Origin of the sequence: Aquimarina atlantica, assembly GCF_000626715.1 — a bacterium.
GTDB classification, from domain to species: domain Bacteria; phylum Bacteroidota; class Bacteroidia; order Flavobacteriales; family Flavobacteriaceae; genus Aquimarina; species Aquimarina atlantica.
Genome location: NZ_AQRA01000003.1, coordinates 328,195 through 350,844, shown reverse-complemented (window position 1 = coordinate 350,844; position 22,650 = coordinate 328,195). Strand labels below are relative to the sequence as shown.

Annotated in this window: 18 protein-coding genes; 2 read left to right on the top strand and 16 right to left on the bottom strand. The window is 32.2% G+C overall.

Annotation, left to right across the window (positions count from 1 at the left end):
* Window positions 1-2: 2 nt before the first annotated feature.
* The 10 genes from ATO12_RS08155 to ATO12_RS08110 all read right to left on the bottom strand — a co-directional run bounded on the left by ATO12_RS08155 (window position 3) and on the right by ATO12_RS08110 (window position 12,540).
* Window positions 3-2,033: a hypothetical protein gene (locus ATO12_RS08155; RefSeq protein WP_034241125.1), complete on the bottom strand. Its 2,031-nt coding sequence runs from the start codon at window positions 2,031-2,033 to the stop codon at window positions 3-5.
* Window positions 2,034-2,045: 12 nt separating this feature from the next.
* Complete coding sequence (locus tag ATO12_RS08150; protein ID WP_034241122.1) at window positions 2,046-3,959, bottom strand: DUF3857 domain-containing protein; 1,914 nt, start codon at window positions 3,957-3,959, stop codon at window positions 2,046-2,048.
* Window positions 3,960-3,981: 22 nt separating this feature from the next.
* Window positions 3,982-4,434, bottom strand: coding sequence for a D-aminoacyl-tRNA deacylase (dtd, locus tag ATO12_RS08145; RefSeq protein WP_034241120.1), 453 nt, complete (start codon window positions 4,432-4,434; stop codon window positions 3,982-3,984).
* 264 nt (window positions 4,435-4,698) lie between these two features.
* Complete coding sequence (gene rsgA / locus ATO12_RS08140; protein ID WP_034241118.1) at window positions 4,699-5,649, bottom strand: ribosome small subunit-dependent GTPase A; 951 nt, start codon at window positions 5,647-5,649, stop codon at window positions 4,699-4,701.
* Between the two features lie 231 nt (window positions 5,650-5,880).
* The gene (locus ATO12_RS08135) at window positions 5,881-6,963 is read right to left on the bottom strand and encodes a bifunctional 3-deoxy-7-phosphoheptulonate synthase/chorismate mutase type II (RefSeq protein ID WP_034241117.1); all 1,083 of its coding nucleotides are present in this window, start codon (window positions 6,961-6,963) and stop codon (window positions 5,881-5,883) included.
* A 47-nt stretch (window positions 6,964-7,010) separates the two neighbouring features.
* Complete coding sequence (locus tag ATO12_RS08130) at window positions 7,011-7,859, bottom strand: prephenate dehydrogenase (RefSeq protein WP_034241114.1); 849 nt, start codon at window positions 7,857-7,859, stop codon at window positions 7,011-7,013.
* Complete coding sequence (locus tag ATO12_RS08125) at window positions 7,860-9,059, bottom strand: pyridoxal phosphate-dependent aminotransferase (RefSeq protein WP_034241111.1); 1,200 nt, start codon at window positions 9,057-9,059, stop codon at window positions 7,860-7,862.
* Entirely contained in the window at window positions 9,056-9,886 is an 831-nt protein-coding gene (locus ATO12_RS08120; protein WP_034241109.1) for a prephenate dehydratase, read from the bottom strand. The genes ATO12_RS08125 and ATO12_RS08120 overlap by 4 nt, the downstream gene beginning before the upstream one ends.
* Before the next feature lie 435 nt (window positions 9,887-10,321).
* Window positions 10,322-11,509: a glycine C-acetyltransferase gene (gene kbl / locus ATO12_RS08115; RefSeq protein ID WP_034241107.1), complete on the bottom strand. Its 1,188-nt coding sequence runs from the start codon at window positions 11,507-11,509 to the stop codon at window positions 10,322-10,324.
* A gap of 56 nt (window positions 11,510-11,565) precedes the next feature.
* Window positions 11,566-12,540, bottom strand: coding sequence for an NAD-dependent epimerase/dehydratase family protein (locus ATO12_RS08110; protein ID WP_034241105.1), 975 nt, complete (start codon window positions 12,538-12,540; stop codon window positions 11,566-11,568).
* Window positions 12,541-12,731: 191 nt separating this feature from the next.
* Here ATO12_RS08110 and ATO12_RS08105 point away from each other — a divergent pair, with 191 nt between their 5' ends.
* On the top strand, window positions 12,732-13,193 hold the full coding sequence (locus ATO12_RS08105; RefSeq protein WP_025665095.1) for an Lrp/AsnC family transcriptional regulator: 462 nt from the start codon (window positions 12,732-12,734) through the stop codon (window positions 13,191-13,193).
* On the opposite strand, the gene ATO12_RS08100 is transcribed toward ATO12_RS08105, so the two are convergent.
* Window positions 13,176-14,489 carry a glycoside hydrolase family 1 protein gene (locus ATO12_RS08100; protein WP_034241103.1) on the bottom strand — a complete coding sequence of 438 codons (1,314 nt, stop codon included), beginning with the start codon at window positions 14,487-14,489 and terminating at the stop codon, window positions 13,176-13,178. The genes ATO12_RS08105 and ATO12_RS08100 overlap by 18 nt on opposite strands.
* 308 nt (window positions 14,490-14,797) lie before the next feature.
* Between ATO12_RS08100 and gldA the strand changes: the two genes are divergently transcribed.
* Entirely contained in the window at window positions 14,798-15,697 is a 900-nt protein-coding gene (gene gldA / locus ATO12_RS08095; RefSeq protein ID WP_034241101.1) for a gliding motility-associated ABC transporter ATP-binding subunit GldA, read from the top strand.
* A 32-nt stretch (window positions 15,698-15,729) separates the two neighbouring features.
* Here the strand turns inward: gldA and ATO12_RS08090 are convergent, their stop codons facing one another.
* The 5 genes from ATO12_RS08090 to ATO12_RS08070 form a co-directional block, all read right to left on the bottom strand.
* Entirely contained in the window at window positions 15,730-16,140 is a 411-nt protein-coding gene (locus tag ATO12_RS08090) for a response regulator (protein WP_034241099.1), read from the bottom strand.
* Window positions 16,127-18,856 carry a PAS domain S-box protein gene (locus tag ATO12_RS24695; RefSeq protein ID WP_051575689.1) on the bottom strand — a complete coding sequence of 910 codons (2,730 nt, stop codon included), beginning with the start codon at window positions 18,854-18,856 and terminating at the stop codon, window positions 16,127-16,129. Before ATO12_RS24695 ends, ATO12_RS08090 begins: the two co-directional genes overlap by 14 nt.
* Window positions 18,857-19,097: 241 nt before the next feature.
* Window positions 19,098-19,916: a head GIN domain-containing protein gene (locus ATO12_RS08080; RefSeq protein WP_240486110.1), complete on the bottom strand. Its 819-nt coding sequence runs from the start codon at window positions 19,914-19,916 to the stop codon at window positions 19,098-19,100.
* Window positions 19,917-19,958: 42 nt separating this feature from the next.
* Window positions 19,959-21,056: an acyloxyacyl hydrolase gene (locus ATO12_RS08075; protein ID WP_034241096.1), complete on the bottom strand. Its 1,098-nt coding sequence runs from the start codon at window positions 21,054-21,056 to the stop codon at window positions 19,959-19,961.
* 302 nt (window positions 21,057-21,358) lie between these two features.
* Window positions 21,359-22,633 (bottom strand): leucine-rich repeat domain-containing protein, encoded by a 1,275-nt coding sequence (locus ATO12_RS08070; protein ID WP_051575688.1) that lies wholly within the window; start codon window positions 22,631-22,633, stop codon window positions 21,359-21,361.
* Between the last annotated feature and the right edge of the window lie 17 nt (window positions 22,634-22,650).

Here is a 22,650-nt window from a genome sequence, read left to right as displayed (position 1 = left end):
AATTATATTTTTTTAAGAACTATCTGTTCATTTTCTTTTTCAATAACTTGATTATAAAACTCTTTTAATGTCAAATAATAATCGGAAGGAAGAAAAGCAACATTAACAGTTTCATTAACCACAATCTGTATCATTCCATTAGCTATATTTGACCTAAATGAAAAAGCACCTATATTTTCTGGCATTTTAAAAGCTCCCGATTTAGGAAGTTCGGCTACTTCATATCCCTCAGGGATTTTAATACTCAACATATAGGCGTTGGTAAACCCATAACCAAAATCTATTGGGTATTCTCTATTGCTAGATTTGAATACATTTTCTTTATCCCTTAAAAATAACAACGGAGAAAAATACATCTCATTTTCGATAGATTCTACCTGGTCGTAAGATATAAAATTAAAGCTTTCGCTAACTCCTTTCCCGGCTTCATTTATACCTTTAACAGTATATTCTTCAATTTCATCCAAGTCAAACCTTTTCTTAAAACGCTTTACTTTACTCTCATCATCTTTTGCTTCATTTTCTATCCTAAAATCATGAGCAAAATAATCCATATGACGAACGTTAAATTTCCCTTTTACAACTCCATCTTTATCAATCTGACATTGTGCACTATACCTTTTTAAAGAAGGTTTTTTTGGTCTAAAATCTACTCTTTGCGAAGTCCCATTTTTAGAAATTACTCTCCCAGATCCACGAATTACCCGATCTGGTAACACATTTGGTAAAGCATACCTATCTGTAGCATCCAGGTAAACATGACTACCATCGGCTAATTTTACTCTGGATACCACATAATTAAATCCATCTACAGTAGGAAACAAAGCAATAACCCTGTTACTTGCACTTACTAATACAGGATTAGCATCCAGGCCAACATGTGATAACATAGAAGTAAGCATTAGGTTAATTTCTGCAGAATTACCTGTTTTTTCTTTATATGCTTTTTTGACTCCCACACTTGTACCCACAGCATATGCATCATTCCATCGCATTCTTTTTTTCACATAATCGAATACTTTCATCATTTTGGTTGTTTGATTTTCTGAACGCGACACTACAGCTTTTAAATCTTCCTCATAATAACTTTTCTTTTTCAATTCTTCACCAAAATTACCACTCTTATAAATTGTTTTCGCTACATCTTCCCAAGTTGTAGAATAGTATTTTACAGGTCTATTTGGCCAATTAACACTAGATAATTCATAGCTTATACTCGAAATATAATTTTTCGCATTTCCAGAAAACGGCTCTATCTTAAAAGCAGGGATATTGGTAGAGTTAATCGTATTTTTAATAACTTTAAAATCAACATCATTGGTTGAATATTGTGTTTTTACTGTTCCCCCCATAACTCCTCCACTACTTGTTCTGGTTTTAGACGTTAACATAATCTTACTATTATGTTTAGATTCTTTAATATCAATTGGAAGATATCCCGATGTAAACTTTTTAAATATAAAATATTCTGGGGATTCAACTATTACATCGAGTTTTTTGATTGGTATTTCATATTGCAGATAGATCCTATCCATATTGTATACAAATGGTGAAATGATCTTATATTTATACTCAATTATCGAGCCTTCTTGTAAAGAGGGCATTGTAAATTTTACTTGATCGTAATATTTAGAATATTCGTTTTTAAAAATCCCATCCTTTTTAAGTTTGGTTTCTACAATTTTATTATTTACCAAACTATAGGTAATCCCTTTTAAGCTTACTATCTTTTCATCTTCGCCATTTTTATGATATAAAAACACCTCATCTGTTGCATAATCAAATCCATCTTTTTTGTATAGCTTGATTCTTTTATACACCTCGGTAATCAATTGAAAACCCTGAGATTGACTGTAATTCATATATACATGTTTCTTTTCGTAAAGAACAGCAGCATGAGCTGTACTATCCATAGGGTAAGATTGCTCTGCTAATTCTTCTTTAGATACTTTTCCGTATTTATATTCCTGTGCAAAACTGCTTGCAGAAACTACCAGTATAAGGCCTAATAGTAATGTGTTTATACTTTTCATTGAGATGGTTATTTATTGTTGTTTTAATGCAATTCTTGATTTATCTATTTTCTTAATTTCGGATCTAAACTTTCTATATTCATCATATTTTTCTTTCGGAAATGTGCCATCAACAATTTTTAAAAATCGCTTAAATTTAAGTTGCTTATCATCAATCTTTTCAACTTCATAGCTATACCTACCAAATACAGTTTCAATAGATTTTTTTTCAGGTAAATTTCCTGCCATATATCCATCAGGTAAATTAATGATATATTCATCTGTATTTACATATCCTCTTGATATTACCAAAGGGGTTTTTCTGGTATCATATTTAGGTAGATTAATCTGATCTCGACTAAAAAGATTAGGAGATATTAACAAACGGGTTCCTACTTTTTTAGCATAAGAAACACAAGAGATTTCTATATCTTCTGTAAATTTGATATCGTCTTTATTATCATTAAGATTTATTTTACCGATTTCCAGATTATTGATATATCCCCAAAATTCTTTATAATATAATTTTTGATCTTTTGGTGTTTCGAACTGGATGTTATAATTCCAGTCATATTCAAGTCCCTGCGATATTCTTTTTACAGTTGCAGACATGGATCTATCTACTTCAAGATTAACTGTAGCCGTAGTATGAAGTATATTTTCTTCTGGTTCATATTTCTTGGTTCTTTTAATGGTTCCCCCTTCGGGAGTAATTACCAGTACATCTCTATTATCAGTAAAATCACCTATAAAATTAAATGGAGTAGTCTGGCTAGTACATTCAAGCCAGAGATCCTCTTCTTCATCTGGTATATTGAGTATCACATGATTTCCTTGCATTGATGCAAACTCTGAGTCAATATCTCTTCTTTCATCAGCATAAACAACCGTATAATAAGATTTCACACCTTGACTATCTAACAAAGACTTAGTATAGTTTGTTAATGCTTTACAATCTCCATATCCTAATCGATCTACATCCTCTGCCAAAAATGGTATCCAACCTCCAATACCTAATTGTATACTTATATACCTGGTTTTGTTTTGCACATATTCATAAATCAACTTAGCTTTCTCTTTTTTAGTTTTTGCATTCGCAACCAGTTTGTTTATTTTTTCAATAGTCTCAAGAGGTAATTTACCTCTACCAGATATTAGCTTATCGTATTTCCATTTTCCAAAAGATTTCCAATCCGTAGCTGCGCCTTTAACTCCTTCTAATGAGAATTCGTTTAATGCCACCTTTACCATTGGTGTCATATTATTAAGAGAAGGGCTATATACTTCGGGTAATCGTGCTGAGATATTAGAAATGGAATACGAAGTTTCCAGGTCGGTCTTATTTGTTTTAACCGGATAATCATCAAAATTTGTTTCTCTATATCTAATTGAGATTTTTGATGAATTTAAAATCTTATAGTTGGATTTTTCAATACTTAATCGATATGCCAAAATAGGTTTCCAATACTTTATAAATGCTGTAGTTGAGCTTTCAACCTCACTTTCAAATACAAGTGTATAAGGGTAATTTAAAGGAGTATATTCAAAATATTTTATTCTATCATCATTCATTAGTGATATCCCATCAGAAACACTTCTATCCTTAAAATCTTTCTTTTTATATTTTCTAATTTCCTTACCAAAAGAATCATAAGCTATAGCTTCTAATTTTTTAATTTTTGTAGATGGGCTATACCCTTCATAAGAATCAGCATATCCATCTCCATATTTATTTAGTACGGTAACAATTCTTTTGGTTTTTACAATCATAGAATTTATTGATTTTATCTCGATAGTAACTTCTTCGGATCTTACAATAGCATTAGCATTTTTGGTAAGTGTAGAGTCTAAGAGTACTGCTTGTAGCCTTAGATCACTCTGAGCAGAGGTTTGCTCAATACAAAATAGTGTAAGCACAACTGAAACCAGTAGTATTTTTTGTAACATAAAAATTAGTTTAGGGGGTAGTTTATTCTTTGTTTTTTGTGTCTACTGTTATGGTAACAGGCCCATCATTAAGTAATGATATTTTCATATCAGCTCCAAATACACCTGTACCTATTTTTTTTCCTAAATCCAACTCAAATCGTTGCACAAAACTCTCATAGAGAGGAATCGCTATGTCTGGTTTGGCTGCTTTAATATAACTGGGTCTATTCCCTTTTTTGATACTGGCATGCAGTGTAAATTGACTTACCACTATAGCATCTCCATCTATATCTAATATACTTTTGTTCATTACACCGGCTTCATCTGCAAATATCCTAAGGCGAGATATTTTTCCTGATAACCAATCTATATCCTCTTGTGAATCCTTTTCTTCTATTCCTATTAGAATAAGCAAACCTTGATTTATACTTGAAACCATTTTGCCTTCGACATGTACCGATGCCTCAGAAACTCTTTGAATTACTGCCCTCATTTACTCATTATTGATTTTAAAAAACAAAAGCTTTTTTATTACTCTATCCATTTGACATAGAATAACGTACTTTGTTTGCGTATTTTTCATTCAATTATTATATTAAACAATTCTAAAAATTATTTTAACTAACAACTTTATGGCACAAGTATACAGTGTTTGAGTTTCATTTTTCGGAACTGAGAATTTTTTTTTTACTTTCTTATCCACTGATTTATTACAACTTAGAAAGTTAATTTGTTTTACTGCCGTGGATTGCGAAAATTATTCGTCGTCGTAATTATTTTTTCTGTAGTGTTCTTCTTCTCCTTCAAGAATTTGCAGATAGCTTTTATATCTAGACCAGGCAATTTCTTCGTTATCTAATGCTTCTTTAACAGCACATTTTGGTTCGTTAATATGCAAACAGTTATTAAACTTGCAATCAGATTTTAACTCGAAGAATTCGGGAAAATAATCTCCCAGTTCTTCTTTATCCATATCAACAACTCCAAAACCTTTTATCCCCGGTGTATCGATAATCTTGGCATCAAAATTAAGATCAAACATTTCTGCAAAAGTAGTAGTATGTAAACCTTGTTGATGTTGATCACTTATTTCGGCTGTTTTTAATGACAAACCTGGAGCAATAGTATTAACCAAAGTAGATTTTCCTACCCCGCTATGGCCAGAAAACATACTTACCTTATTTTTCATTATTGCTTTTACCTTGTCTACATTTTTACCAGTTTTTGCTGATATCCCTATACATTCATATCCAATTTTTCTATATATCGCTGCCAGATATTTAATCTCCAGAAGCTCATCTTCATTATATGTATCTATTTTATTAAAAAGCAAGACTGCTTTAATTCCATAAGCTTCTGCCGTAACTAAAAATCGATCTATAAATGTTGTAAATGTTGTTGGATTATTTAAGGTTATTAATAAAAACACCACATCTACATTGGAAGCAATGATATGTGTTTGTTTTGACAGATTTACCGATTTTCTAATAATGTAATTATGCCTTTCGTGAATATATTCGATAACTCCCGTTTCCTGATCATTTTTAGTTTCTAATTTAAAATCCACAAGATCCCCTACTGCAACTGGGTTGGTACTTTTGATACCTTTAATCCTAAATTTTCCTTTTATACGACATTCGTATACTTTTCCGTTATTAGTTTTTACGGTATACCAACTTCCTGTAGATTTATAAACGGTACCTGTCATAAATACAAAGATGCAAATATTAATATTTTTAGAAGGCCTATTTCTTTTCTTAATTAAAAAAACATAAAACTCTACAAAGAAATTTCTTTATACAATTATTGTTCTTTTCTAATGTATTATATCTAATTAATTTTTTTAATGACAAAATCTAATCGCAATACACTAAGTATATTATTTAAAAGAAAACATAAAACCCACTCGTAATAAATCATAGCGAATGGGTTTTTTATATTATCCTCTTGCCACTTTTTTCTGATGATTTATTGATTCCTGGTGAATTGCTTTATAAATACGAAGTATAAATTCTTCACTCAATCCATTTTCTTCTCCTTCAAGAATCATTCTTCCTAGTATTTCATTCCATCGTTTAGATTGTAAAATAGCTACATTTTGCTTGGCTTTTACTTTTCCTATATCATCAGAAATTTTCATTCTCTTTGATAAAACTTCTAACAATTGATTATCTGCTATATCAATCTTGGCACGTAATTCACTAAGTGCTTTTTGATACGCTTCATCTTCTCCAATTTCTTTACGAATTTTTAAATCTTTCATATATTGAATCAATGTTTCTGGTGTAATTTGTTGTTTAGCATCACTCCATGCATTATCAGGATCGTAATGTGTTTCTACAATAAGTCCATCAAAATTAAGATCCAAAGCTGTTTGGGACAGGTCAAAAATTAAATCTCTTCTTCCTGCAATGTGAGAAGGGTCTAAGATCAAGGGCAAATCTGGGAAACGGTTTTGTAAATCGATAGGAATCTGCCACTCTGGGATATTACGGTATTTTGTTTTCTCATAGGTGGAAAACCCTCTATGAATCACTCCCAAATTCTTAACATCTGCAGTATAAAAACGTTCTACAGCACCTAACCAAAGAGATAAATCTGGGTTAATTGGATTTTTTATTAAGACTGGATTATCGATTCCTTTACAGGCATCTGCAATATCCTGAACAATAAAAGGAGATACTGTACTTCTTGCTCCTATCCATAAAACATCAACTCCATGTTCTAAAGCTAATTCTACGTGATGCGGACTTGCTACTTCTGTAGCAATCTTCATCCCGGTTTCTTCTTTAGCTCTTTGCAACCACTTTAATCCCAAAGCTCCTACTCCTTCAAAATTTCCGGGTCTTGTTCTTGGTTTCCAGATTCCTGCACGCAATACTGTGGCATCAGAATCTTTAAGTTGATGTGCTATTTTTACTACCTGGTCTTCTGTTTCTGCACTGCAAGGCCCTCCGATTACCAATGGATGATCCAGATTGTAATCATCTAACCAGTTTCTAAGTTCTTTTTTATTCTCCATTTTTATTTTTTATTCTTATTTATTAAAGTTTGTATTGGTTCTATAGCTTAAGCAATTCCTTTTAAAATTGTTTTTATATGATTTGTATCTTCCATTTCTCTATATACTGCTAAAAAATCATCGTTTTCAATCAATTCTTTAAATTGAGCAAGATTAGCAATATATTCTTCTAATGTTTCTATTATATTTTCTTTATTATGCTTAAAAATTGGTGCCCACATAGCTGGAGAACTTTTTGCTAATCTAACAGTAGAAGCAAAACCACTACCGGCCATATCAAAAATATCTCTTTCGTTTTTCTCTTTCTCGATTACGGTTTTACCCAGCATAAAAGAACTAATGTGAGATAAGTGTGAAACATAAGCAATATGTTTATCATGTGACGAGGGATCCATATAACGAATTCGCATGCCTAATCTAGAAAAAATCTCCATCCCTTTTTCTTGTAATTTGAATGCTGTTTTTTCTACCTCACAAATAATATTCGTTTTTCCTCTATATAAATTTGCAATTGCCGCTTGTGGCCCAGAAAACTCTGTACCTGCAATTGGATGTACTGCCAAATAATTTCTTCTTTTGTCATGATGTTCCACAGTACTACATAATTTCTTCTTGGTCGAACCAGCATCAAAAACTAAACAATTATCATCTATTTTATCTAAAATAGTGGGTAATATCTCTACGGTTGCATCTACTGGTATAGCAATTATAACTACATCTGCTTTATCCAACTCATCCAAATTAGATATATAATCAATCAAACCAAGTGATAATGCTTCCTCAAGATTATCTTCACTTCTATCCACACCATAAATCTTAGCTTCATTAAAAGCAGCTTTAATATCTATGGCAAAAGAACCTCCGATTAGACCTACCCCTACTACAAATACATTCATCTAGTTACAATTTTGATTGATCATATCTTTTGTCGTCAATGATAGTTCTGTTTTATCAAGCCTTCCAATAGCCTCTTTAATATTCTCTTTGGTTACACAAAGTGAAAAACGTATATATCCTTTTCCATTACTTCCGAAAATATCACCTGGAGCGATGAAAATATCATTCTCATATAAGATCGTATCTATAAATTTTACTGCATCTGTTCCTTCTGGCAGCTTAGCCCAGACAAACATTCCTTTTGCGGTTTTATCATAACTACATCCTAAAAGATCTACCAATTCCCAGATCAAGGTTCTTCTTTCCTTATAGATTGCATTCATTTTGTCATACCAACCATTAGAAATGCGTAATGCTGCGATAGCTCCTCTTTGAATTCCCTGAAACATACCACTATCCATATTGCTTTTTACTTTTAAAATTGCCTCGATTTTATCAGAACTACCACTAACCATTCCCACGCGCCATCCAGCCATATTAAAAGTTTTGCTTAAAGAATTTAACTCCAGTGCTACTTCTTTTGCCCCTTCTATCGATAAAATACTCGTAGGGCTATCATTTAAAATAAAACTGTATGGGTTATCTTTCACCAATAGAATGCTATGTTTTTTAGCAAAATCAATCATTTTTTTAAATAATTCAACATTACCAGAAGCCCCTGTTGGCATATTTGGGTAATTCACCCACATGATTTTGACTTTACTCAAATCTTTTTTTGAAAGGCTATGAAAATCGGGTTCCCATCCATTATTTTCAACCAAATCATAAAAAATTGGCTTTGCGCCTACCAAATTAGTTACTGCACTATATGTGGGATATCCTGGATTAGGGACCAATACTTCATCTCCTTCATTGAGGTAAGCTAGAGAAATATGCATGATTCCTTCTTTAGACCCCATTAGCGGTAAGATTTCATCTTTTGGGTTTAAGGAAACCTGGTATTTAGTACTATAAAAATCTGCAATGGCTTCTCGTAATTCTGGCAAGCCTTGATAGCTTTGATATTTATGAGCCCCATCTACGAGTACTGCTTCCTGAATGGCTTGCACCACTTCTTTTGGTGGATCCAGATCCGGGCTACCAATAGCCATATTTAAAACTGGTTTTCCTGAAGCGACGAGTTCTCTAACTTCTCTTAATTTTTTGGAGAAATAGTACTCTTCTACTGTTTCTAATCTTTTTGCTGTTTGAATGCTCATCCATTTTGATTTTTATATTCACCCAATACTTTTAGTTCTAATGCCATAATTTTTAGGATAGACATTGCTTTAGCATAATCATCATAATCTGTAAAAGTTACATCCACAAAAAAGGAGTATTTCCAGGGCATACTAATAATAGGTAATGATTGGATTTTGGTTAAATTCAATCCACAATCACTCATTACATTAAGCACTGTAGCCAAACTTCCTTTTTTATGATCTGTTAGAAACTTTAAAGATGCTTTATTGATATCTCTCTTTTCTGACTTAGATCCTTCTGCCGTGTTTAAAATAAAAAATCGGGTACTATTTGATTTTATAGTTTGAATCTCTTTGGCTAAAATATTTAATTGATAAATATTTGCAGCGGTTTCTCCTGCTACGGCAGCAACTCCTTCTAATTGCTGCTCATGAATTCTCTTAGCAACATCTGCTGTGTCTGCATCCTCTATCAATTTGATGTGTGGTTGTCCTCTAAAAAACTCTTTACATTGTAGCAAAGCCATTGGATGAGAGTACACCTCTTTAACATCTGAAATCTCTTGTCCCTCTAAAGCCATTAAACAGTGATGAATAGGTAAAAAATATTCTCCTCTAATCGTAAGATCATGCTCATCTATATAAGCATAATTTGGAATAATAGAACCTGCAATAGAGTTTTCGATCGCCATTACTGCATCTGTACTTTTATTATGTTCTAGACTATGCACTACTTCCTGAAAAGACATGCATTCATTTACGTCTATATCTTCACCAAAATATGCTTGAGCAACACCGTGATGATATGAGCCTTTTATTCCTTGTATAGCAACCTTTTGTTTCATCTGTTTATTTTATTTTGCTTTTATCCGTCAGATGAAATTCGCCAATAATCATTTTGGTTAGTATTAACCGGGTTATTATGGTTCATTTCATATATTAATTTTATTGCAAAAAAAAATCCCGATTTTTCATCGGGATTCTAGTTTTATAAATTTTGCTGATTTATTTACATAGCGATCCCAATCTTGCTTTTAAAATAAAAGAAGAAAAAATAGAATCCGTTCCAAGTAAATAAATTGCTCATTATTGTATCATTATTACGTTGCTAAATTAGCTAAAACTATTACGATTCAAAATAAATTTTGATATTTTTCATAATCCCCAGAGTATTATCATCAAATCCTAATGTTTTAATAGATATTAATGAAAAATTTTAAACAAAATGCTATGTATTCTATGAATCTTCTACTTTTTAAACCACTAACAAACGTTTGTATTTATATCACATTCAGTTCTTTACCCACTTTAGTGAATGCTTTTACAGCTTTTTCTAAGTGATTGCGATCATGAGCAGCCGATAATTGCACTCTAATTCTTGCTTTCCCCTTAGGTACAACCGGATAGAAAAATCCTATAACATAAATTCCTTCTTCGAGTAATTTAGCGGCAAATTCTTGTGCAAGTTTTGCTTCATATAACATTACGGGAACGATAGGATGATCTCCCGGGATGATATCAAATCCAGCTGCAGTCATTTCTGATCTGAAATATTTTGTATTTTCTTCTAGTTTATCTCGCAATGCTGTAGAAGTGCTTAACAAATCTAATACTTTTATCGATGCTCCTACAATTGATGGTGCTACTGTATTAGAGAACAAGTAGGGTCTCGATCGTTGTCTTAGCATTTCTACAATTTCTTTTCTTGCAGCAGTAAATCCACCAGAAGCACCACCTAGTGCTTTACCATAGGTTCCTGTAATAATATCTATACGCCCCATTACATCTCGATACTCATGTGTCCCGCGGCCTGTTTTTCCTAAAAAACCTGTAGAATGACATTCGTCTATCATAACCATAGCTTCATATTGATCTGCCAGATCGCAAATTTTATCTAATTGTGCAATTGTACCATCCATAGAAAAGGAACCATCGGTCACGATCAGTATACGTCTTGATCCTTCTGCCGATTTTAATTGCTTTTCGAGGTCTACCATATTATTATGTTCGTATCTAAAGCGTTTCGCTTTACATAGTCTAACCCCATCAATAATAGAGGCATGGTTTAATGCATCAGAAATAATCGCATCTTCTGGCCCAAGAATAGGTTCAAATACTCCTCCGTTAGCATCAAAAGCGGCTGCATATAAAATGCAATCTTCCATTCCTAAAAATTCGGCAGTCTTACGCTCTAATTCCTTATGAATATCTTGAGTTCCGCAAATAAATCTCACAGATGATAATCCATACCCATGAGAATCTATAGCTTTCTTACCTGCTTCAATTACATCAGGATGTGATGAAAGGCCTAAATAATTATTTGCACAAAAATTTAATACATCTTTAGTATTTGTTGTGTCTATACTGGCTCCTTGCGGAGTAGTAATTATTCTTTCGGATTTATACAATCCTGCCGATATAATCTCATCCAGCTCTTTTTGCAAATCGTCTTTTATATTTGAAAACATGTTACTTGGTATTTATTCTTTATTGTTATATTTCATTTCATACAAAGATGTAAACATCAAAGCATTAAAGTTGCCTGATTCTTTGATCCTGTTTTATATTTTTCTTTCAGTTTTTGAATCATTGTATTTGTGATCGACTCAAGATCAAATTCTGGTTTCCATCCCCAATCTTTACTTGCAGCAGAATCGTCTATAGATTTAGGCCATCGCGCAGCAATTTCTTGTCTAAAATCAGGATCGTATTTGATTTTAAAATTAGGATATAATGTACGAATTTCTGCCGCTACTTCTGCAGGAGAAAAGCTAATTCCTGCAATATTATATGAAGTTCTTATATTGATATCTTCTTTAGGTGCATCCATTAATTCTAAAGTTGCACGTATGGCATCTTGCATAAAGATCATAGGCAAGGTAGCATCTTCTTCTAAAAAACAACTAAACTCTTCTCCTAAAACTGCTTTGTGATAGATATCTACTGCATAGTCTGTAGTACCTCCTCCTGGTAATGATTGATATCCAATCACTCCTGGATAGCGAATCGATCTAACATCGAGTCCGTATCTTAGAAAATAATATTGTGCCCAATTCTCTCCTGCTGCTTTGCTAATCCCATATACAGTGGCAGGATCCAGACAAGCATTGTTTGGGGTGTGCTCTAAGGGCGCTCCTTCGCCAAAAACGGCAATAGAGCTTGGAAAAAACACTCTGTCGATATTATGTTGCCTAGAAACTTCGAGTACATTAAACAAAGTTTTCATATTAATATCCCATGTTCTTAAAGGAGTTTCTTCTCCTTTGGCAGAAAGAATTGCTGCAAGGTGATATATTTGAGTAACGTTATACCGAACAACTACCTCTTCTATTCTATTAATATCTGTTGCATCGATTATTTCAAAAGAACCTTCATATCCTTCTCTAGGTCTTAAATCAGAGGCAATTACATTAGAGCTTCCAAATTTTTGTTTAAGAGATTCTGTTAATACAGATCCTAATTGACCATTCGCTCCTATTACCAAAACAATCGTTTCCATATCTTCTATTTTCCTTTAAAATTTAATTACCTAACAGTGTTATTTACTTGGCAAAGTACAAAATGTAACGTTTCCTGCCATGATCATTAAATAATTAAGCAATAATTACTAAATACTACATTAATTTCAGCTATATTTACTATAACATAAGCTTAATATCTATTTTTGAAGTAATTTTTTTTTGAATTAAAATGGAACAATTAGATCATACCGACATTACGATCCTTAGAATTTTACAGGAAGATTCTAAAAAAACAGCAAAAGAAATTGCCAAAATCCTAAATATTACTGCCTCTCCTGTATACGAACGAATACGGCGATTAGAAAAACAAGGATTTATTAAAAAGTATGTTGCGATCTTAGATAAGAAATTAATTGACCGTGCTATCACTACAATTTGTCAGGTTTCTATGCGCTATCACAATGAAGCTTTTATAGAAAAATTCGAAAAGCAGATCCAAAACTTGAAAGAAGTACAGGAATGCTATCATATGGCAGGGCAGGTAGATTTTGTTTTAAAAATTCACACCAAAAGTTTGGAAGAATATCATGATTTTGTAAAAACAAAACTTTCAAAAATTGAAAATATTGGTGTACTAAATAGCACTTTTGTTCTTAAGGAAATTAAGCACACATCAGAGTTTTATATTTGATAGGTATTTTTTTAACCAGAGTGCAGATATTTTCATTTTACGATGCATAGTTTTTCTATCCAAACTTATTATCCCAAATTTAGGAATATACCCCTCTGCCCATTCAAAATTATCTATCAATGTCCAGAGTAAAATCCCTTTAAGGTTTATGTTTTTATCCAATACAGTTTTCATTCCTTCGATCACTTTTTGATAATACTCTATCCTTTTCTGGTCATCTTCATTCTTAGATAGTGCCACTCCACATTCAGAAAGCCAAAGTGTTTTTTTAGGGCTGTATTTAGCAAATCTTTCTAAAAAATACTGTACTCCTTCTGGATATGTTTCCCACCCCATCACCGAGGTTTTTACATTCCTTTTTTCAGGTTTAACCTGAATTGCTCTAAGATAAGGGATATACCAAGCTGCTTTAACCACTTCTCTTGCATAAGTTTGAATCCCCCAAAAATCAAAATCAGCTTTTAGCGCTTCAATATCTCCTTTTTTATAAAATTTAGAAATGCGTTTTAAGGCCGGAAAATCATTATCAGGATACCCTAGTCCCAAATGTGGCTCTATAAACAGGCGGTTCATCAATGTATCGATCCTAATGGCTGCCTTATGATCAGCATTCGTATTTCTATAAGGTTCAATTTTGGTACAACTTATAGCTGTACCTACCTGAAGGCCTTCTCTTTTCTTCAAAATTTTAAATCCTTCTGCTTGCGCCAATAAAAGATGATGTGTACTCGAAATAAAATTACGAATCCCTCTCTTACCAGGAGCATGCACTCCAAGAAAATAGCCTCCACCCATACATACTATTCCTTCGTTAATCAATATCCAATGCTTTACCCGATCTGCAAAATGGTTTCTTAATATAGTTACATATGCTGCATACCAACTAATACTGTCTCGATTTGTCCAACCTCCTTTATCTTGCAATTTTTGAGGCAAATCCCAATGATATGTTGTAATCCAAGGCTCTATTCCTACTTTTAAACAGTAATTAATCACCTTATTATAAAATTCAATTCCTTTTGGATTTGCTACTCCTGTACCGTTTGGAAATATCCTTGACCAGGAAACAGAAAAGCGAAATATCTGTAATCCAATATCTACGGCAAGATCGATATCCTCTTCGAATCTATGATAAAAATCTGTTGCAATTTTAGCATTAGAACGATCTTTGATTCTATAAGGTTTTTGAGTAAATGTATCCCAAATAGAAAGACCTTTTCCATCCTTATTATAAGCCCCTTCAGTTTGATAAGCAGCAATCGCAACTCCCCATTTAAGGCTCCTAATTTTATTCATTATGTTTTAAAGATAAACATAACATATCAATGCTTAAACAATCCTTTTTTAAGAAAAAGAGATGCTATAAAAAAGATAATTTGCTGGCTTAGACAAACCAGTTTATGAAGAAAATTATAGACTAATTGTTTTAAATTGCTTAGTGACATATCAAAAATATCTTATCCTATATAAAGATAATACATCTTTTATCTTATCATTTTACCTCAATATTATCTTAATGTTACTACATTTTTTCTAAGTTTCTCATGCAACACATATATGAATTATGTACTTTTGGATATAAACAGATTTCATACTCGTTCTATATGTCTATTTCGGTATCCAATATTTCTAAACTTTATAATGATCAAAAAGCACTTAATGCTATCTCTTTTGAAATAAAACAAGGTGAGATTGTTGGTTTTCTAGGCCCTAATGGAGCAGGTAAATCGACTATGATGAAAATTCTAACCACTTATCTTGATCCTTCTGAAGGCTCTGCTGTTGTTAATAATTTTGACATACACTCCCAATCTATAGATGTGCAAAAAAGTATAGGATATCTTCCTGAGCATAATCCTTTATACTCGGAAATGTATGTACGAGAATATTTAATGTTTAATGCCCGTGTATATAAGATTTCAAAATCCAGAATAGAAGAAGTAATCAAATTAACAGGACTAACTCCAGAGGCTAATAAAAAAATTAGTCAACTTTCTAAGGGATATCGCCAGCGAGTTGGTTTGGCATGTGCATTACTTCATGATCCTCAGGTTTTAATATTAGATGAACCTACAACTGGTTTAGATCCTAATCAATTAGTGGAGATTAGAGAATTAATAAAAACAATTGGTAAGGAAAAAACTGTTTTTTTATCGACTCATATAATGCAAGAAGTAGAAGCGATGTGTGATCGGGTTATCATTATTAATAAAGGAGAAATTGTAGCAGACAAATATCTGGATGAAATAGCCGATGAGACCGAGCAGATTATCGAGGTAGAGTTTGATTATCGTGTAGAAGAAGCCTTTTTACAAAAACTACCTAATGTAAGTAATGTAAAAAATATTCATGAGTTTATCTATCAAATCACTTTTGACACCAAAACAGATATGCGTCCATCGGTTTTCGACTTTGCTCATGATAATAAGTTGAAAATATTACAACTATCTCGAAAAAACAAAAACCTGGAGAGTTTGTTTAGAGAGCTTACTAACCCTTCTTAAATTAACTTCTTCGTACGTTTCAATACTCTTTATTAACAATGATTTGCCTGTTCTATATCATTTAAAATCTCTTTGAGTTTTTCTACAGAAATTGGTTTTACTATGTAGTCACTTACATTCTCAAAGGATTTAGCTCTTATAATATCCTCGGGATCAACAGATGAGGAAACGACATAAATAATTATTTTCTTCTTGCATGGTACTTTTATGAATTCTTCCAAAAATTGTATCCCGTCAAGCACTGGCATATTTAAATCCAACAAAATAACATCTGGTAATTTTTCATTTGCCGAAATAATCGCTTTTAGATTATTTAATGCTTCTTCTCCATTTCGGAAAACCATAAAACCATTGCAAAAATCAACAAGTTCCATTATTTTTTTAATCCCGAATACAAAAATCGGATCATCATCAATAATACAAGCTATATCAATTTTTTTCATGTTTCATATAAATTTTAAAAGTTGTTCCTTTATTTACTGTACTTTCTACTTCAATTTTACCGCCCATGGCTTCTACCTGGTTTTTGGTAATAAATAGTCCTATACCTCTGGCTTCTTTATTATTATGAAAAGTCTTATACATCCCAAACAGTTTGGCTTTATGTTTTTTTAGATCAATCCCCAATCCATTATCTTTGATATCTAAGACTACAAAATCGCCTTCTATTCTGGTGCTTAAATCAATATAACTCTCTCTTTCATCAGAACTATATTTTATCCCATTAGTTATAAAATTCAGCAAAATACTATCTAAGTATGCCGGAATCCCTAAAATATTTATACCTGGCTGTGTATTATTATTTATAGTTACTATAGTCTCTTTTGCAATAGCAGAAACACTTTTAGTCACTTTGTTAATTACCTCATATAAATTCAACCCGATTAAATTCTCATCTACAGAAGTATTCATTAAGACCACTTCATTTAAATGCACTATGGTTTCAGTAAGGTTCTCGGATGCTGTTTTAAAAAGTTGGATGATTTCGTTATCCTCGATCTCTGGATTTTCCTGAATAAACAAGTCTAATAACATTTGAAAATTTCCAGAATGTGATTTTAGGTTATGCGAAACTATATGTGCAAAATTACGCAGTCTTTTATTTTGATCTTCTGCAACTGTTAGCCACGATTTTAAGTCTTGTTCTACTTTCTTAATCTCAGTAATATCAGTTGCTACCCCAAGATACCCACTAATCTCTCCTTTGTTTTTTATGGGAGACAAGGTAACCTGAACAGGAAAACAAGTGCCATCTTTTCTTACGTGCGTCCATTCTTTTACATCATATTCTTGATTCTCTAGTAATGCGGTAAAAACCTCAAAATCCTTAATTTCTTGACCTAGCATTAACGATAATTCTTTTTCTCTCTTTTCTATTTCTTCTTTTTGATGTAATAATAAGAGTGATTTTTTTGATATTATTTCTTCTTTGGTATATCCTAACAGGTTTTCTGCTCCTTTATTAAATGTAGTAATCAAACCATTTTTATCTGTACCAATTATACTTACCTGAGTAATATCATCGATTATACCTTTTAGTTCACCAACGGTATTTTGTAACTTTTGCCTAGCAATAATTTTATGGCTTATATCTGCAATTTGCGCAATAAAATAGGTAGGTTTATCATTTTCTCCTTTAATAACCGAAACTGAAAGGTTGATATATACGATATGACCGTCCTTATGGAAGCATCTTTCCTCCATATTACTGTATAACGTTTCTCCTCTAAAAAGTTTTTGAAATAGCGTATTACTTATTGCTAAATCCTCTGGATGAAGAATATCTTTAAAAGCCAGCCTTGTCAATTCGCTATTAGAATACCCAAGAATTTCACACAGTTTATAATTTACTTTTGTAAAATGACCCTTTTGATCCAGCATAACCATTCCTATCGCGGCATTTTCAAAATTTCTCCTAAACATTTCTTCACTAATGCGTAGGCTTATTTCTGCTTTTTTGGTTCTAGTGATATCTGCAGTATGCATTAGTATACCTCCTATTTTATTTTCATCGGTATACCATGGTCTCAACTCCCAAGTAAGCCACTGCACAGACCCATCTAATCGTTCAAAACGATCTTCTTCACTTTTTAATACTTCTCCATTAAGACATCTTTTATGATCATCTTTCCATTTTTCTCCTATTTCTGGGAAAACGTCATAATGTGATTTACCTATAATAGTATCATCTTTAATATTATAATCTTCATACCATTTTTGAGAAACCGCCAAGTAGCACATATTAGTATCGAACATTGCTATAGCGCTTGGAGCCTGTTGTATAAATAATTTATTTTTTTCTAAGTCCTTTTTACTCTCAGTAATTTCCTGATGCGAACCAATCATCCACTCTGGGTTTCCTTCTGAGTCCCAACTCACTACTTTCCCTCGATCCAGAACCCATATCCATTCTCCATTTTTATGTTTCATTCTGGCTTCACACTCATAAAAAGGTGTTTTTCCAGAAAAATGGTCTTCTAATAGTTTATTAGACTTTTTTAAATCATCAGGATGTGAAGCTTCTATCCATGTATTAATAGAAACTGGTTTTAACTCTAAAAGAGTATATCCTATTATATTAGCCCATCTCTCGTTAAATATGGTTTCTCCTGTTTTCACATTCCATTCCCAAGTTCCCAGATGTGTGCCTTCGATAATATGCTGATAGCGATCTACCTGTCGTTGTAATTGTATTTCTACTTTTTTTAACTTAGTAATATCGGTATGAGCACCCAGCATTCGTATTGGTTTCCCTTTACTGTCTCGTATCGCTAAGCCTCTACAGTGAATCCATACGGTATGCCCAAGTTTATGTTTATATCTTACGATTTGATCATAAGGGTGTGAAGGATCTTTACAATGTCTTGTAAAATTAAGAAATACTACTTCTAGGTCTTCTTTATTAATTATATCCTGCCATGCAGAAGCATTATGAGGCATCTTGTTAGGATCATATCCCAAAGTAGTCCAAAACTTAGAATTCATCCATTCGTTTTCAGGATTATCTAAATCCCAAAACCAAAGCCCATCCAGGCTCGATTTTTGTATAAAATCAAAAATATAATCATCTTTTTTAATAAGAGCATACAGTTCTTGTTTAAGATAATTTTCTTCTACATTCTCAACATCTTGAGTCTTATCAAACTGATTTTGAATCATTTTTAAATATGAAATTTGGAATAAAATCCTGGTGTCTTATAAAGTTAGGCATTAATTTCTATTAAAAAGATTTAAATTCCGCAAACTTTTTATGGTGTTACCTCACTGATTTCTTTAGCAATTTTTTATCAAAATCACCTCAAAATCAACATGATACCATGAGTAAAAAAGAAATATCAAAGCAGGTATAGCAAAGTACAGCGATTCTATTTATCTATACTAAGAGAAGTGTATTGAATGATTATTGAAATATAAGTTTTCCTGTAAAAAACGTTTCTACTTCAACAATTGAAGGTCTGTTTACCGAAATTACATCTCCTGTACTTCGTATCTCTCCTGTAATTGATTGTTGGGGGTTTACTATAATTTTATTGGTTCCTCTATGAAAAACCTGAACATTCTCGGCTACTAAATTTGCTCCTTCAAATCTTCCGGTTCCCGAAGCAAAATTGACATCTAATGCCTGTACCGTTCCTGTTATAAAAAATGAAGCAATGTTATTTCCTACTATACCAATATTTTCGCAATCTACACTTAAATTGAATGTTCCTGTTGTAGTTTCTGTATTTCCACCAAAATCTTCAGATAATAGTGTTAATGAAGTATAGTTTAATATCCCATCTGATGAGATATCGAATTGTGTTCCACTCCGTATTTCTGTAATATTAGGTGCAGTAACAAAAACCTTAGTTTGATTAAAATCTCTAAAAAATGCACAATCATTGGTATTACTAAGTACCAAACGATCATCTTCGACTATTGCCGAAACTTCGTTTAGCAAATTATCTCCCGTTTCAATAATTATTGAAGTAGTCGCTCCTTCTTTTATAATTAGTTCTATGTTTGGATTCACCAAAATACGTGTAAAATCAGAAACTTCAATTTCTTTTCTAACTATTGTTCCCGTTCTTTGAAAACAATCTGACGCGTTTTCAGAATCACAACCAAACAAAAATAATACCACCCATATCCCAATACATCTCACTACTATATGTTTTAAAAAAGACTTCGACATATCAAGTCTAACATTTTGTTTTTTTAAACTTATATTAAGATTCATCTATTCTTTTTTATTGTTTTTTTTAGTTGCCAAACAGTATTTTTATAATCTATATCCTATCGAAAACTCCATAGCTTCTGCTTTGGCTGCATGAGATCTAACGGTTAGTGCGCCAAATATATTTTTAGTAAAATAGTATTGAACTCCCGCTCTAAGATACGTTTGGCCTTCAAAATCGTAAGGATAATACACATAATACCCTACCTGGGTAAGTACAGAAATTCTATTTACTCTTAATTCGTGCCCCAGGAACATTCCTACTCGTTTAGCATCTTCATTACCGGTAGTCCCATCATTAAACCCTCCCGTTGCTCTAAAATCTATATAACGCTCTAAAGCTTTAGAAAAAAACACTTCTGCTCCTAACTGAATTGCACTTTTTTTATTCAATCTCTTATCTACAAAACCTCCAAATGTATAAAAAGGAAACCGTCCTGACCCTACTACATCACTTTCATTAACTCCGCTTCTAAAAATAAAACCGTAACCAATTGGTTCACTTCCTTTAAGCGCTCCTTCTTCTTTCTCTATATATTCTGGGGTTTCCTGATCTAATGCATAGGTTATTCCTGCATTTAAAAACAATGTATTTGTACTTTTATTTGGCGCTTTAGAATTTCCATTAGAGTAATGAACAACTCCCAAACCTGCTTGCAATCCAAAGCCTTTAAAAAGGTTTTCTTTTTTAGCTTGTAATAAAACATATGTTCCACTGGATAAATGTGTCCCATGGGCTACATTTCTATAATTATCATCTTCATCATAAGGGTTTGTGCTATAACCAATTCCTTGGCCTACCCTAAGATTTAGATATCGTTTTAAGAAATAAAAGTTATAATGAACAAATAATCCTAAATGCGTTCCTAAAAATTCGTTATCCATATCTTGATACAAAAAGGAAACACCATAATCAGGATAATTATATAATCGTTGCCATTTTTCTTCTCCAAATGTTTTGCGCTGAAAAGAAAGAATCATACCAGATGGATGCCCCGTAATTAGATGCGAAATATCGGGATTATGTTTTAGTATGGTGCCATAAAAGTTATTGACATCCAGCGTATAATGTATTTTAGAGTCTGTCTGAGCGTACGTACCAAAATGAACGATAAAGATGAGTAAATAAATCCTTTTTATCATGCGGCAAAAGTATGATAGACCTTCGAAGTTTCCAAACACTGTTAGGTTTGGTTTTATTCCAGCACCACCTTTACTTAATAAAACTCTGAAAAACAAACGATTACCAAAACCCTAATTACATTAATCTAAAAAGGTTGTTAACATAAGGTATTCCATGCAAAAAAAATTGAAGTCTATCTATGGGTTTGAACTTAGATAGACTTATAAATCTGTAGCAAAACCCTTTGTAGTAATAAGTTTAAACTTATTACTACAAAGGGTTTATATTCGGGTAATATGATTAAAATTATAGTATCAAACTACTAAAATGGTGTACAATTAGCCGAATAATTAGCTTTATTATCTTTTTTCCATTTACTTAAATAAGCTGCAGTAGGGTCATCTACCTCTATACAATAAAGATAAGGGTTGTTTTCCAACTCTGATCTTATTAATCTATTATTGGTTCCGTTCTTTAAATTTAATATAGTAAGTTCATTATTACTAATTGTTAGATGATGTAAATAATTATTCTTAACCAAATTCAATTCTGTAATCTTATTATACTTGCAATTAAGGCTATATAACGCTGTATTTTTACTTACATCCAACGTAGTAAGTTGATTATTGTCACAACTAAAACTACTTAAGGCTGTATTTTTACTTACATCTAGCATGGTGAGCTTATTGTTGGAGCATGATAGCACATTTAATGCTGTATTTTTGCTTACATCTAACGTTTTTAATGGATTATCCGAACAAATCAGATAATATAATGATGTATTCCTATTTAGGTTTAGTGTTGTGATCTTATTCCTACCACAATTCAGGTACCTTAATCGTGTACGTTCACTTACATCCAGACTAGTAATTTGATTATTCTGACAAAACAAATTAGTAAGTACTGTATTCTGGTTGATATCTAAAGATGTAATTTTATTATAACTACAATTAAGATCTTTTAACATAACATTTTTACTTACATCTAGGGCAGTAAGTTGGTTAGCATTACAACTTAACTTAGTCAATTTCGCATTCTTACTTACATCTAAATTAGTAAATTGATTATATCCACAATTTAAGGTTTCTAAGGCTAAGTTTTTACTTATATCAAGAGTGGTCATAGACCAATTATTACTACAATCCAGCGTTTTCAATGCTGGATTATAATATACATGTAATGCAGTAAGTTGATTTGATCCACATTGTAAACTAGTAAGCTTTGTATTCTTACTAATATCCAACATGGTGAGTTGATTATACATACAACTCAGGTCGGTTAAATTAACAAAGTATTCGACCCCTGAGAGATTAGAGATATTTTTAAAATCTAAATAAAGCGATGTTACATTTTTAGCTTCATCTACAGAGATTTCGTTATCATTATCACTATCCACATAATCTTCTAGCAATGCCTTTTTAAAATTAGGATCTGGAAATACAATATTGCCATCAACAACTTCTGCTTTTGCTGCTTTACCCTGGGTTTTATTTTTTACAGCGTTTATGGTTTCATGAGTTAGAGTTTCATCATCATTAGAGCATGAGACAATTATTACACCAATACATAGCGCAACAAAGAATTTCAAATTTTTCATTTGTTTTAATTTAAAGT